The sequence below is a fragment of the Methanolobus bombayensis genome (assembly GCF_017873415.1).
In the GTDB taxonomy this organism is placed as follows: Archaea; Halobacteriota; Methanosarcinia; order Methanosarcinales; family Methanosarcinaceae; genus Methanolobus; species Methanolobus bombayensis.
In genome coordinates this window covers 24,021-37,971 of sequence record NZ_JAGGKD010000009.1, presented here as the reverse complement: position 1 = coordinate 37,971, position 13,951 = coordinate 24,021, and the positions used below count along the sequence as shown (strand labels likewise).

The window sequence follows — 13,951 nt, the reverse complement described above, 5'->3', positions numbered from 1 at the left end:
GTTTATAAATGGAAATTATAGCCTTTGCCCTAATAGTTTTCTTTGCCTCTTCACTGTTCTCAATGATAGGATTGGGAGGAGCTATATTTTATGTTCCTTTCTTTTACTGGGTAACAGACGACTTCATTTTCTCAATAACCATTGCACTGCTTCTGAATACAGTCACCTCAGCATCAGCAGCCATTACCTATATCAGAAAAAAAATGGTGGATTTCAAAATAGCAGTTCCTTTCATTATTGCTTCAATGAGCGGAGCACAGGCGGGAGCTTATCTTACAAAAATAGCACCTGTTGATCTGTTGCTTGCAATGTTTGCAATCCTGATGTTTATTGTCGGTGAGGAAATGATCTTTTCCAGAATACAGGTACTGTACCATAAAAAGCAGATAGAAGGACAGAAAAAATACTTCTTTATAGTATTGTTTGGCCTGCTGGTGGGAGCTGTTTCAGGCATGCTTGGTATTGGTGGAGGAACATTTATAGTACCGTTACTGATGGTATTCGGATTTGGAATCAAAAGGGCAGCAGCGAGTTCCGGTTTTATTGTACTTTTCACATCCCTTTCAGCTTTTGTGGCACATGCTGCTTCCTGGAGTCCGGACATGCACATGGTTGTTGCAGTGATCCTGGCATCTTTCCTTGGTGCTCAAATGGGATCACATCTTATGCATAGCAAGGTCAACGCAGACACACTGCAAAAGATGTTCGGAGTCATACTCTGGATAATGGCTCTTAGAATGCTTTACGGACTTTTATAACATAAACTTAATTTTAACGAGCGTATATTCTTCCTGTAATAGAAACCTTTAATACAGCCTGCAGCAATCAGTAGTTGCTTTGCGGGCCTGTAGGGTAGCCAGGATATCCTGATGGGCTTCGATGTGACCTTAATGGTCCGAAGATACCCATCGACTCGTGTTCGAATCGCGGCAGGCCCGTTCCTTTATTTTAACCCTTTTAGAATATGATAGTAAAACTAATTAGTCTGTTTTAGGAATGAATTTAAAAAAGAAAATTGAGTTTGAAATCAATCAAGAAGATCGATCTCAAATCCGACAACCGGCTGACCAAGGCCGAAGTTAAGTATGACCTGTGGGAACAGTTCCCCCATGACACCTATTTTTTTACCATTGACGAGAATGTCAGCCCTTCTGCCTTCCATGAAAGCGGGGTCATCTGATTCTACAACCCCATACTCCACAAGTCTTTCACGCATAAGAGCATCCACAAGTTCTCTTACTTCAGTGAAATTTGCCTGTGGGCTTATGGAAACTGCTGCAAGGTGCAGGCCGTTCTTGCCGTTGATCACAACATCTCCAGCCTCGAAGATCTTCTGAGGAAGCTCCCTGTGCTGATTCATGGAAAGGATCTCGATAAGGTTTGGGAGTATAGTTGTCCTGACCATTGTCTGGTCTTCACTTATCGGATGCATTACATAGGTTACATCATCGGTCTTTTCCCTGCACATCCAGTCAAAGTGAATCCTTTCGCTTGTAAGTGTGAACGGCATGACCTGAAGATATCCAAGGCCTGTCATGATCTCACGCATATCAGTACTGATGTCTGAAAGCATGTGAGACTTACCTACTGTCGCATTCATCGGAAATACTGCAGGAATCTTGTCAAAACCATATCCAACTGCGATATCCTCAATGATGTCTGAGTTATCAAGAATATCCGCACGGTAACGCGGGATCTGAACTTCAATAAGTCCGTCATCAAGTTCCTTTGCACCGAATCCCATTCTTCCAAGCTGGTTAATTATCTCATCAGCCGGAAGTTCCATACCAATTAGACCATCGATCTCTGACCTTTCAAGCACTTTTATTCTCGGACTCAGGTCAAGAGGAATATCCTCGGTTCCATCAGCATTGACAACTTTAACATACTCTATCTCTCCACCACGTTCTGCCAGAGCTGTTGCAACTATGTTAAGTGCAGTGTACACTTCGTTGCTGAGTCCTGTGACATCCACCAGAAGATCGGTTGTCTCCTCGGTGACCATTGTAAGTGTACCGTTGATGATCGGCGGGAATGATAGTACGTTGTCCTTTGCATCAAGGATGAGTGGATACATGTCAAAACCATCAAGGATATGTGCGAAGCGTGTTCCCTTCGGATGCTTCTCAAGTATTTCCTTCATGGTCATTGGTTCAGTGAAATCAAGAGGAACAAAGCTGAAATCCGGGCTTGCTGCAATATACCTGAAAGGAGGATGTACTTTTGAGAGATCATGCACACCTATTGATACTTTCTTACGGTCACGTCCAAGTCCCCAGTGAAGTGACTCCTGAAGGTCCATCAGGGTCTTGATGGCACTTGAACTGAATTTAACACCACGAACTATTGCACAGCCGAAAACAGGACGAACTGAATCTATATTCTCATCTTTTGTGATCTCAACTGCATAAGGTTTGACCTCATAGTCGCAAAAACCAGGATCTATATCCAGAAAACCACGCAGCGCACGTGCAACACCCTCTACACTGTAAAGGTCCGGACGGTCAGGAAAGAATTCGATATCTATTGATTCATCTTCAATACGCTCGATATCTGCGCCTATCATTGGCACGCGCTCTATAATTGTATCCTTGTCGGTTCCGGTTAATTGTTCAAGGTCATCATATGGTAAGGTTATAATAGGCATAGGGTTTTCCTCGTTCCTTCCCTGTTTTGTTTTAAGCTTAAGTTAGCAGAACATATCCAGCTTTACATTTAATATTTGTGTTTAAATGCAGCTTTTAGAGTACATGCAGTTTTAGTTTTAGCGGGAAGTTCCTTTCGAAATGCACGAACTTTTGCCCTGAGACTGAATATTGATTAAACGATCAGAAAACACTGAGAATTGTAACGTACTTCCCTGCCAATATGAATACTGACCACATGATAGGTTCAAATGCTGCAAATATGTAGGAAGATGTTTCCTTTCTTGATTTTACAACTTTGTTGATGTAAGTGACAGCATAATAGAACACTGGGATGACGGCTAGTGTGAAAACCGGCAATAAACCCAGTACAACACATCCCAGCATCAGGATAACTGATACAAGGTTAATAAACCTGAGAATGAATGGATATTTCTTGTCTCCCATAATTGCGGGAACTGTCAAAAGACCATCTTCACGGTCACCTTCCATATCTCTGACATCAAAAAGAATCTGTATATTCATCATACGTATGAAGACAAACAATGCAAGCATAACTGCACCATATGTGATTGGTACTGAATAATAGATGAATGCAAAAATCGCCATGAATGCCCAGACGATAGAAACAAAGAAATTCTTAAATGCTGGTATCTTTTTCGTGAGCTTCTTAAAATGACTGCCATAAAGAAGACCAAGTGCCAGAATTGTCATTCCAATAACAGTGATTGTAATTGAGGTGAAAAACACCATCAGGGCAAAAAGAACCAGTGATGTAACAATGACTGTACACTTACTCTTGTCCTTACATAGAAAATAGTCTGCACGACTTCCATTTGTGAGTTTATCAGAGGATGCACCCTGAATATAATCATATAGATAAATGGCATAGAATAAAAGATAGGTCACAAAGATTATATCCCAGCTCACAGGGATCATAAAAATAAAAGAGCAAGCCATTACAACAGAAACTGACCCTAAGGCGAATAAATGGCCACCAAATACTATCTCTTTCCATAGCATATGCAGAAACATTAAGATATCTTTTTTAAATCCTAAACCGGAACTAACTGCATGTGCATCTAAACTCATGAAAAATGATATATATGGACATGCATGTCAATATAATGAATATATTTGTAGTTTTATACAAATTTTTATGTACATTTATTATATACCAATGAACATACTCAACTTACATAAATATCTACAAAAAGACAGATAATGAACATAAATATTTCCAAAATTCTGCAAGTGTTGGAAGGATCTGCAAAGTATTGAAAAGTGGAAAGCTTGCATTCTTACAATACCTTTAATTACCAGTATAGTATAATTATAATAAGTATATAATAAAATCAATCATGCTTTTGCAATTTATATATTAATATAATTCGCAAGACCCAGCCCCATATAATGAAAATCATGCATCCAACGGTGAAAAAATGGCCGATGCTCAATCAAACACTTCTGAGAAAGAATCTTCCACAAACGACAAAAATAACCATCCGGAAGAAGTTTCCGATCATCAGGAAGCTGATGATGAAATACTGAACACGGACATACGGAAGGAAATATCAGAAATAGAAGAAGACAGAGAGAAATTCGAGAAAGATTTTGCTCAGCTACTTAGTGCTACTGAGAATATTGCCGATGAAGATAACGAAGATTCGGATGACAAAGAGGAAGAAGAAATTGGCATATTACTTCCGAAATCCCATACTTTTGGCCCTCCTAAACCATTGGCCACTGATATGGAAAAAGAACCTTCAGATCTTATTTCTGAGAACGACATCATAGAAAATGAAAAACCAGAAAATGAGGAAGAAGAAGCATCTGAAGATAGAGATATTGAAAAAGATATTGACACCGACATAGAAGTACCTGAGAAGATAGAACCTGAAGAAGAATTAATTCCTTCAGAGGATCATGATATAGAGAAAGAGACTTCCCAAAAACAGGAAGAAACAGAAAAAGAGCACGAAGAAAAGCTGGGATTTGTTGGAAAGATAAAGAACCTGTTCAAACAAACGGAAGTTGAAATTGAACCATATGATCCAGAGGTTCACGGCCCTATCTCAGAGTTTAAAGGCGTGGAAGGATACGAAGAAGTTGAACGCTACTGGGTAAATGAGCCTTACGCATTTATTGTAATCTTATATAATGAAGAACGCAACACCCACCTTTACTATATAGTAGAGCCTGAGCTCACTGATTTTGAATATACATTCCTGCTTGAGATAAAAGACAGGCTAAGAGATGTCCTGCTTGTAGAGGAGATCGACGAAGAAGCCGATGACAAAGAAGCTGTGCTTGAGTCCAAGATCAGGTCCATCATTAAAGATTATACCATCGAGATAACTCCTCCAATGCTGGAGAGAATCTCTTATTACATCAAAAGGGACTTTGTCAGATTCGGAAAGATCGACGCCCTTATGATGGACGACTCCATTGAAGATGTGTCCGGAAATGGACATGACGTACCTATTTTCCTTTACCACAGGGCACACCAGAATATCGCCACCAATGTAGTCTATGAAGAAGATGAGCTGAACTCTTTCATTATCCAGATGGCTCAGAGAAGTGGCAAACACATCTCAGTTGCAGAACCAATGGTTGATGCAACCATGCCGGATGGTTCAAGAATTCAGATGACACTTGGTACCAGTGTAACCGCACATGGTAGTACATTCACCATCCGTAAATTCAGTGACACACCGATCACACCAGTTGATCTTATAAAATGGGGAACTTTCTCCTCAGAATCTATGGCATACCTCTGGCTTTGTATCGAGAACAACAAGAGTTTGATCTATGCAGGAGGTACGGCATCAGGTAAAACGTCTTCACTTAACGCTGTTTCACTTTTCATTCCTGAGAAAGCCAAGGTAATCTCACTTGAAGATACCAGGGAACTGAAACTCCCTCATCCAAACTGGATCCCAAGTATCACAAGAGATTCGTTCACAGCAGATGAAAGGGGAGCTGTTGACATGTATGACCTGCTAAAGGCTGCACTGAGACAGAGACCTGAATTCCTGCTTGTTGGTGAGGTAAGAGGTAAGGAAGCACTCACACTTTTCCAGGCAATGTCAACAGGACACACAACATTCTCAACAATGCATGCAGACTCTGTGGCATCTGCTATTCACAGACTGGAAAACCCACCTATCAGTGTTCCACGTACAATGATCCAGGCACTGGACATCATGAGCATCCAGTCCCAGACGTATACCAAAGGTAAGCGTGTAAGAAGGAACATCAAACTTGTTGAGATAGTGGACATCGATCCGAATACAAGGAACATCAGAACAAATGACATCTTTGTCTGGGATTCCGAATCTGATATGTTCATACGTACAGGAGAATCAAAAGCTCTTTTCGATATAAAAATGAGGCGTGGTTGGGCACAGGGCAAGGTAGACCAGGAATTGTACTATCGACAGAAGATCCTTGAACATATGGTGGAAAACGGAATCAATGATTTCCAGGAAATATCTGACATAATCAATGCTTACCAGTCCACACCGGAAAAGGTCCTGAGGAAATTACAACTGGAATGATACAGGTGTGATATAGTGACTGAGATCAACGAAAGTTCTGAAAACCCGGCAGAGAATGCTCAGGAAGATATTATCGAAGAGGAGATAATATCGGAAGATGATCTGTCTGTTCAGGGGCCAGAGAACGATGGAATCACAGACAAAAAGAAAAAGAGGTCAAAGAAATTAAAGAAAGGCTTTGATGTTGATCCCTATGTAAAAAAGGTGGCTGTTTACGTAGAAATTCTGAAAAAGATACCATATGTGCTTATAGGAGATAAAATAAAAGCCAGAAAAGATACCTATGAGAATCTTCAAAAACAGCTAAACCAGGCACGTATTCCAATATCCCATGAGATGTATATCTCAAATGCTATCTTCTATTCAATTGTAGCAGGAATAGCTGGTGCACTGATCGGTCTTTTCCTTACGTACACTCTTATTGTCCTAGTTGGTTTACCCGATCAGATCACAAATCTCACATTCAGCCCCCGGTTTGCATGGTTACTGGCCTTTAAGGAAATATTCCTGGGTCTTTTCATAACGGGTTTGTTTATAGTAGGAATGGGAGGACTTGTATATGGCCTGTTCATGCTTTTACCCGGATTCCAGGCAAGCGAGAGGAAAGCCAAGATAGATATGCAGCTTCCTTATGCAGTTACATTCATGTATGCTTTGAGCAAAGGTGGTATGAACATTATCGATGTGTTCAAAGCAATCTCAGAATCAGAAGACACATACGGAGAAGTTTCCAAGGAAATAGATGCCATTGTAAGAGATATGGAGTATTTCGGACACGACCTGAGAACTGCTCTTTCAAATGCTTCTGAGATAACACCTTCTGACAGGTTCCAGGACCTTATCTATAACCTTCTTACAGTCATTGACAGTGGTGGAAATATTCCGAATTATTTCCGTGACAAATCTGAGCAGTATCTTATCAAGGCAGAAGTTGACCAGAAAGGATTCCTTGAAACACTTGGACTGCTGGCCGAATCATATGTTACGGCCTTTGTAGCTGGTCCCCTTTTTATAATCATCATGGGTGTCATGATGGCTGTCATGGGTTCAGGAACCACTACAATGGTCTATGCCATCATCTATGCAGTGTTGCCTATTGGTTCCATAATGTTTGTTGTGATGATCAGTATTATCACACCAACAGAGCTTGGAGAGCCAAAACTTCTTCCAACCAATGAAACACTGGACCATGGAACACCGGATGTACCCTCATATCTAAAACAAACCTATGATGAGAATGGTGAACTTGTAGATGAAACCGAAGAGAAGGTTCAGAACAGAGGATTTTTCGAAGGCTTCATTAAATCTAAAAAATCCCTTGCTTTGAAGGGAATCGCATTAAATCCACTCAAACCAATGCTTAGAGAACCACTGACAACATTAGTAATCACAATCCCCCTTGCATTGTTTGTAGTTCTATTTCCACTGTTACTTAACATCAACAGACTGCAAAATCCTGCCTTACTTGTTGATTTCATTGATGACAAGATCGTACTTGCAATGTTTATCATCATCATTCCACTTTCCATATTCCATGAGATCAAGACACGGAGGAAGAAGAAACTGGAGAATAGCTTCCCGGAGTTTATGAAGAAACTTGCCAGTACCAATGAAACCGGAATGACACTTAGAGATTCCATCAGGCTTATGGCTAAATCTGACACTGATACTCTAAGCAAGGAGATCAGGAAGATCTGGCATGATATTTTCTGGGGACTTGAGATCAACGATGCACTGATAAGATTTGCAAACCGTCTGAGGACACAAGTTGTCACAAGATCACTTTCACTGATCACCAAAGCCAATGAATCAAGCGGAGATATTGGCGAGGTTCTGCTGGTAGCTGCCAGGGATGCAGCATCCGAGCAGGGTATGAAAAGGGAACGTGGTATGAGTATGATGATCTACATTGTTATCATCTACATTTCGTTCTTCGTTTTTGTGGGCGTTATATTCGTTATTTCCACGACCTTCCTTACCGAAATGGCGGAAGCAGGACAACAGATGGCTTCTTCTGGCTCACAGACCGGAGGCTTCCTTGGTAGCTTTGATCTTGAAGCATACACACGCCTGTTCAAGCATGCATCCATTATCCAGGGACTGAGTTCAGGACTTATGGCAGGAGCAATGGGAGAAGGCAATGTAATGTCCGGCCTTAAACATGCTACCATCATGATAGGAATCGGATACGCAATATTCACGCTTTTCATCTAAAATCGAAGATTACAAATTACAAATTACAAATAAATGCCAGGACTTTGATTCATCCTGGCAAATACTTTTTTAGAATCAGACTCTTTGATACTGTTAGCAGAGAGGATTAAGTTCATGAAAATAGCCGGATTAGACGAAGCTGGAAAAGGACCGGTAATAGGACCAATGTGTGTCGGAGGAGTTATGCTCGAAGACGCAAAGGAAAGTACACTGAAAAATCTCGGTGTTGCGGATTCAAAGAAACTCAGCCCTAAAAAAAGAGTCCAGCTTGCAGACCAGATAGAGAAGTATTCTGAAAAGGTCTTTGTGTTAGAGATATCTGCAAAGCAGATCGATGAGCTCAGGACCCTCATGAGCATGAATGATATCATGGTGATAGCATTCTCAAAAGTACTTGAACAACTCCATCCCGAAATTGCCTATGCAGATGCTGCCGATGTAAATGAGGAAAGGTTTGGAATCAGACTTCTGGAAGAATACAGGAAGAACAATCCTGAAAAAACTGAAAAACTGACAATTGTTTCCAAACACCGGGCCGATACAAGTCATCCGATAGTATCCGCTGCATCCATCGTTGCCAAGGTTCGCAGGGACCAAATTATAGAGGATCTAAAAGCTGAGAATGGCGTTGATTTTGGAAGCGGCTATCCTTCAGACCCAAAAACAAAGAAGTTCCTTGCTGACTGGTATGCTGAGCATGGGGAATTACCTGATTATGTGAGACATTCCTGGAAGACAGCGGAGAATGTTAAGAAAAATGCTGAAATGGAAAAAAATCAGGAATAGAGAAAAAAGCCAAAATTAAACTTTTTGTGTTAAAATAAAAAATAAGTTGAATCAATTCTTGGAGATGAACTCCACCATTGATTCGAATATCCTGAGACCGTCCTTTGAGCCGAGTATCTCCTCGGATGCTCTTTCAGGATGTGGCATCATACCAAGTACGTTCTTTTTTGCACTTACAATGCCTGCGATGTTCTCCTGTGAGCCGTTAGGGTTTGCTTCGTCTGTGACCTTGCCATCCTTGTCCACATATCTGAATGCAACCTGATCGTTGTCTTCAAGTTTTGAAAGGGTTTCTTCATCTGCATAGAAATTACCTTCCATGTGAGCGATAGGAATGCTGACAATCTCTCCCTTTTTGAATTTTGATGTGAAAGGAGTGTCATTTGTCTCTACTCTCAGAAGTGTGGGTTCGCATCTGAATTTAGGATAGTTGTTGGTTGTGAGAGCTCCGTCCAGAAGACCTGATTCTGTAAGTACCTGGAAACCATTGCATATACCAATTATAGGTTTGCCTGTATCTGCAAGTTCCTTGATTGAAGCCATAATTGGGGTACGTGCTGCAATAGCACCAGCCCTGAGGTAGTCTCCGTATGAGAATCCGCCAGGGATAACTATGCCATCAAAACGGGAAAGGTCTTCTTCCTTGTACCATACGAGTTCAGCGTCAACTCCGATTACACCTTTAAGGACATGCAACACGTCAAGGTCACAATTGCTGCCACCAAACTGTACAATACCTATAGTCATTGAAGTTCCCTCAGAGAAATAGCATAATTATGAATTATCGGGTTTGCGATGAGCTTCTGGCACATCTGCTCAACTGTCTCTCTGGCATCGTGGATACTCTCTGCCTGGAGGTCGATTGTGTATTTCTTAGCTGTCTTTACACTGTCGGTCTCATATCCAAGGTGTTCAAGTGCCCTTTTGATGGTTGTGCCTTCAGGGTCAAGCATACCGCTTTTAAGTTCAATGGTTACATCTGCCTGATATTGCATTTGGAATCCTCATTTGATGATGTATATTGATAATAGTATAACAGTTAACTCAGGCAATTAATAATAACGCTTTATATTATAATCTTTGCATTGGGACGGATGAAAAGCAATGCTCACATGCAAAAAACATGCCTGATAAAAGTTCCATAAAATTATCATTCAAGCTCTTTTCTGGCATACAGAAGACGCTGGACCATTGTTATGTGAGTGAGGATGACAATCAGAATAATAGATTCCAAAAGATAACCGCTAAGTGATCCTGCTACAAGGATAAGCATGCGCTCCGGTCTTTCAGCAATACCGATGTTCATGGAGCTTACACCTGCACTTTCTGCTCTGGAACGCACATAACTTACAAGGTATGATCCCATGATTGCAAAAACAACCCAGAACCATAGTGGTAGTGAGAACAAACTGCTCTGAATGATATTACCGGTTACTGAACCGTAAATAATACCGGCAAAAACAATGGCATCTGCATACCTGTCACATACGGAATCCAGTACGCCACCAAATACAGTCATACGATCTTTTGCTCTGGCAACTGAACCATCTATCATATCAAAGAAACCGCTGAAAATAATCAGCAACCCTCCTGTTATAAGGTCACCTGTGGCAAAGACAACAGCCGCCAATATACTTATCAGAAGACCAATTATGGTAAGTGAGTTTGGAGATAAAGGGACCCATTTTACAAACGGTAATATCGATGACCTGATAGAATCTTTAAGTTCACTGAACATTATACGCCTCTGTCCTGCAACTTTTGTAACTATTTAGAATCTCTTTCTATTTCATCTGTTGCATTTATAGAATAAAAGACCACAGGGTAAATAGATTTTCTCATAATGATGATACTCATTAGACAGAAAAGTAGAGAAAATGTTAAATAGGAAATTGAGAAAGCTGCAATTGTAGATAGTACGAGTCACAGAACAAAAAACAAATGTGACTATATCGGGGACTTTGCCCTGTTCTGCTAAAAACAAAACGAGGAAAGTAAATGAAGACCGAACGCAAGATTCTGGTATGCGAGAACGGAAAGCTGGTACTTAGGAAAATATCACTTGCCTACAAGGACTCTAACGGAGAGACAGCATACCTGTTCGAGCCTGAGAAAAAGGTGGAAAGCAAGACAGAGAACATTTATGAGCGTGTTGAAAATAACTTCCTGCTAATTGGTCTTCTCAAAAAAGTAGATATGTCAAAGCTCAGCAATGAAGAAATTCAGAAACTGATGCTTAAAAAACATGAAAAAGAGGAAACTTTCCTGAGAGCCGGAAGAGCTAACGGATACAAGCTTGGTCTGGATATGAATCCTGATGATATATTGAAATTCTATATTTCACTCACACCGGAAGAACGTGTTGAACTTGGTTGCAAGCCTTGAAACAGCTTTCTTTTATTTTAGAATCCCTTTTTAATCTCATTTTGTTCAAATGATCCTCTCTTTTTCCGTTTTTTATTTTCACTTACTCTACTCAAAGTATTTATCAGGCTTTAACGCTTCTTGGAACTAAAAATAGGTCACCGATCAGAATATGTGCTCAATTACAGGTTTTTTCAATAATGATAATGCAGTGGAACATACATTAAGTTCCCTGGAAATTACAAAGAACAGAGGACTTAATGGCATAGGTATATGCACTTCTGGTTCAGTTTACAGATCAGAGCAGGCCACCTCTCTTGAAATAAACACAACAATTGAAGAAAGAAACGTCCTGGGACACCGTCTGCATTCCATGGTTAATTTTGTTCTCCAACCGCTTATCCGAAAAGGCAGGATCGTTGCTAATTGTGAGATATATAACTGGAAAGAGCTTGCAGAAAAATACGACATACAAGCTGAAAATGACACCGACCTGCTTATTCAACTTATTGAAAAAAAAGCCCCTGACAATAACAGCACAATTGAACTCATTGAAGAGATGCTTCAGGAAGTAATTGGTGTCTATGCGTTTGCTTACTGGCTCGATGAAAACGTCTACATTGTAAGGGATATCGTAGGCATCAAACCTCTCTGGTACAGTCATTCAGATGGTTTTGCATTTGCCTCGGAGAAAAAAGCGCTTGCAAAAAACGGATTTGCCGATATAGCAGAACTCAATCCAAGGGAGATACTGGCCTATAACATCAAAACAGGAACTCTTGAGAAATTCAACAGGAATTTCTTCTCCGTTACACCAGAACATGAAGGAAGCATATATGAAATTGAAGCAAAAATGCAACAGGTTCTGGAAGATGCCGTTTCCATACGCATGCCGGAAGAGAAATTCGGCATCCTTTTTTCAGGTGGTCTTGATTCAACAATAATCGCATACATGTGTAAGCTCATGGGTAAAAAACCTGGAATTGATTTTACATGCTATACTGCAGGTCTTGCAGGAGTACAGCTTCCACCGGATGTTGAATATGCAAAGAAAATGGCACATAAGCTTGGACTTGACCTGAAAATAAAGATAATTGACCTTGAAGAAGTGGAAGAATATCTCAAAGATGTTGTTCCTCTTGTTGAAGACAGCAACGTACCAAAGGTTGGCGTTGCACTGACAATGTATGCAGCATGTGTTGCTGCAAGAGAAGACGGTATCAGGGTAATGTTCTCAGGTTCCGGTGCAGATGAGATCTTTGCAGGCTATGACCGACATAAGCGTTCTACCGACATAAGCAGGGACTGTTATGCTGATGTACTAAAGATCTACGAGAAGAACACCTATCGCGACGATGTTGTTTCCATGAATAACAACATTGAACTGCGTGTACCTTATCTTGACAAAAAGTTTGTTGATTATTGTCTGAAGATCCCGCCTGAATTCAAAATAAACGAAGAACAGAACAAACTCATACTCCGCATGCTTGCCGATGATATTGGCATTCCTGCAGAGGTCAGCCAGCGCAGGAAACAGGCAGCACAATATGGAAGCAGGTTCGATAAGGCCATTGGCAAACTTGCAAAGAAAGCAGGCTGTAAAACCAAAACAGATTACCTTAAACAGTTCTACGGACAGCCGAACCTCAAACTTGGTGTGCTTTTTAGTTCAGGAAAGGATAGTAATTATGCAATGCATGTGATGCAGCAGCAGAACTATTCAATTGAATGCCTGATCACAATCAAGAGCCAGAATCCAGATTCATATATGTTCCATACTCCTAATATTGACCTTGCACGCCTGCAGGCAGAAGCAATGGAAATGCCACTCATTGAAGAACTTACCATGGGTGAAAAGGAGAAAGAACTCGATGACATGAAGAATGCCATCATCCGTGCAAAGAACGAGTTCGGTATTGAAGGAGTTATCACCGGTGCCCTTTACTCAAATTACCAGCGTGAAAGAATCGAAAAGGTTTGTGACGAACTCGGGCTAAAGGTATTCTCACCCCTGTGGCACATCGACCAGGAAAAAGAAATGTATCAGCTCCTTGACCTTGGATTTGAATTCATGTTCAGCAGTGTTGCTGCCTATGGTCTTAACAAAAGCTGGGTTGGTCGCATTATCCGTGAGAAGGATATTGAAAAACTTGTGAAGCTCAACGAGAAGATAGGGCTAAACGTTGCCGGGGAAGGTGGCGAGTTTGAGAGCTTTGTAATGGACGGACCCATGTATAAGAAAAAGATAGAGATCCGCAACTTCGAGGTTTTTGAACTTGATGAATACACGGCTAAGGTTGCTATAACCGATGCGGTGCTGGTGGATAAGAAATGAAATACTAATATATTCTTCAAATCTAAAAAAAAGTAATTAAAAAGAGC

At 40.7% G+C, this 13,951-nt stretch carries 11 protein-coding genes and 1 tRNA gene; 7 read left to right on the top strand and 5 right to left on the bottom strand.

Annotation, left to right across the window (positions count from 1 at the left end; genetic code table 11):
• The first annotated feature begins 8 nt into the window (after positions 1-8).
• Positions 9-758, top strand: coding sequence for a sulfite exporter TauE/SafE family protein (locus J2746_RS10850; RefSeq protein ID WP_209620542.1), 750 nt, complete (start codon positions 9-11; stop codon positions 756-758).
• Between the two features lie 83 nt (positions 759-841).
• Positions 842-938, top strand: a tRNA-Arg gene (locus tag J2746_RS10845).
• A gap of 89 nt (positions 939-1,027) precedes the next feature.
• Here J2746_RS10845 and pheT read toward each other — a convergent pair.
• Both pheT and J2746_RS10835 read right to left on the bottom strand, forming a co-directional pair.
• On the bottom strand, positions 1,028-2,647 hold the full coding sequence (gene pheT, locus J2746_RS10840; protein ID WP_209620539.1) for a phenylalanine--tRNA ligase subunit beta: 1,620 nt from the start codon (positions 2,645-2,647) through the stop codon (positions 1,028-1,030).
• A gap of 181 nt (positions 2,648-2,828) precedes the next feature.
• Positions 2,829-3,737, bottom strand: coding sequence for a UbiA family prenyltransferase (locus tag J2746_RS10835; protein WP_209620537.1), 909 nt, complete (start codon positions 3,735-3,737; stop codon positions 2,829-2,831).
• A 350-nt stretch (positions 3,738-4,087) separates the two neighbouring features.
• On the opposite strand from J2746_RS10835, the gene J2746_RS10830 reads away from it, so the two are divergent.
• The 3 genes from J2746_RS10830 to rnhB all read left to right on the top strand — a co-directional run bounded on the left by J2746_RS10830 (position 4,088) and on the right by rnhB (position 9,205).
• Complete coding sequence (locus tag J2746_RS10830; RefSeq protein WP_209620534.1) at positions 4,088-6,205, top strand: type II/IV secretion system ATPase subunit; 2,118 nt, start codon at positions 4,088-4,090, stop codon at positions 6,203-6,205.
• 15 nt (positions 6,206-6,220) lie between these two features.
• Positions 6,221-8,419: a type II secretion system F family protein gene (locus J2746_RS10825; RefSeq protein ID WP_342451837.1), complete on the top strand. Its 2,199-nt coding sequence runs from the start codon at positions 6,221-6,223 to the stop codon at positions 8,417-8,419.
• A gap of 114 nt (positions 8,420-8,533) precedes the next feature.
• Positions 8,534-9,205 carry a ribonuclease HII gene (gene rnhB / locus J2746_RS10820; RefSeq protein ID WP_209620531.1) on the top strand — a complete coding sequence of 224 codons (672 nt, stop codon included), beginning with the start codon at positions 8,534-8,536 and terminating at the stop codon, positions 9,203-9,205.
• Positions 9,206-9,256: 51 nt separating this feature from the next.
• Here the strand turns inward: rnhB and purQ are convergent, their stop codons facing one another.
• The 3 genes from purQ to J2746_RS10805 form a co-directional block, all read right to left on the bottom strand.
• Positions 9,257-9,952 carry a phosphoribosylformylglycinamidine synthase I gene (purQ, locus tag J2746_RS10815; RefSeq protein ID WP_209620528.1) on the bottom strand — a complete coding sequence of 232 codons (696 nt, stop codon included), beginning with the start codon at positions 9,950-9,952 and terminating at the stop codon, positions 9,257-9,259.
• Positions 9,949-10,200, bottom strand: a complete 252-nt coding sequence (purS, locus tag J2746_RS10810; protein WP_209620525.1) for a phosphoribosylformylglycinamidine synthase subunit PurS — start codon at positions 10,198-10,200, stop codon at positions 9,949-9,951. Before purS ends, purQ begins: the two co-directional genes overlap by 4 nt.
• Positions 10,201-10,355: 155 nt before the next feature.
• Complete coding sequence (locus J2746_RS10805) at positions 10,356-10,943, bottom strand: CDP-alcohol phosphatidyltransferase family protein (RefSeq protein WP_209620522.1); 588 nt, start codon at positions 10,941-10,943, stop codon at positions 10,356-10,358.
• Positions 10,944-11,203: 260 nt separating this feature from the next.
• On the opposite strand from J2746_RS10805, the gene J2746_RS10800 reads away from it, so the two are divergent.
• Entirely contained in the window at positions 11,204-11,590 is a 387-nt protein-coding gene (locus tag J2746_RS10800) for a hypothetical protein (protein ID WP_209620519.1), read from the top strand.
• 151 nt (positions 11,591-11,741) lie between these two features.
• Positions 11,742-13,904 carry a diphthine--ammonia ligase gene (locus J2746_RS10795; RefSeq protein ID WP_209620517.1) on the top strand — a complete coding sequence of 721 codons (2,163 nt, stop codon included), beginning with the start codon at positions 11,742-11,744 and terminating at the stop codon, positions 13,902-13,904.
• The last annotated feature ends 47 nt before the right edge of the window (positions 13,905-13,951 follow it).

What these genes read in the sequence shown, in the direction of transcription:
- rnhB (WP_209620531.1), top strand. Translation starts at nt 8,534, where the DNA reads ATGAAAATAGCCGGATTAGACGAAGCTGGAAAAGGACCGGTAATAGGA.
- J2746_RS10805 (WP_209620522.1), bottom strand. Translation starts at nt 10,943, where the DNA reads ATGTTCAGTGAACTTAAAGATTCTATCAGGTCATCGATATTACCGTTT.
- J2746_RS10830 (WP_209620534.1), top strand. Translation starts at nt 4,088, where the DNA reads ATGGCCGATGCTCAATCAAACACTTCTGAGAAAGAATCTTCCACAAAC.
- pheT (WP_209620539.1), bottom strand. Translation starts at nt 2,647, where the DNA reads ATGCCTATTATAACCTTACCATATGATGACCTTGAACAATTAACCGGA.
- J2746_RS10850 (WP_209620542.1), top strand. Translation starts at nt 9, where the DNA reads ATGGAAATTATAGCCTTTGCCCTAATAGTTTTCTTTGCCTCTTCACTG.
- J2746_RS10800 (WP_209620519.1), top strand. Translation starts at nt 11,204, where the DNA reads ATGAAGACCGAACGCAAGATTCTGGTATGCGAGAACGGAAAGCTGGTA.
- purQ (WP_209620528.1), bottom strand. Translation starts at nt 9,952, where the DNA reads ATGACTATAGGTATTGTACAGTTTGGTGGCAGCAATTGTGACCTTGAC.
- purS (WP_209620525.1), bottom strand. Translation starts at nt 10,200, where the DNA reads ATGCAATATCAGGCAGATGTAACCATTGAACTTAAAAGCGGTATGCTT.
- J2746_RS10795 (WP_209620517.1), top strand. Translation starts at nt 11,742, where the DNA reads ATGTGCTCAATTACAGGTTTTTTCAATAATGATAATGCAGTGGAACAT.
- J2746_RS10835 (WP_209620537.1), bottom strand. Translation starts at nt 3,737, where the DNA reads ATGAGTTTAGATGCACATGCAGTTAGTTCCGGTTTAGGATTTAAAAAA.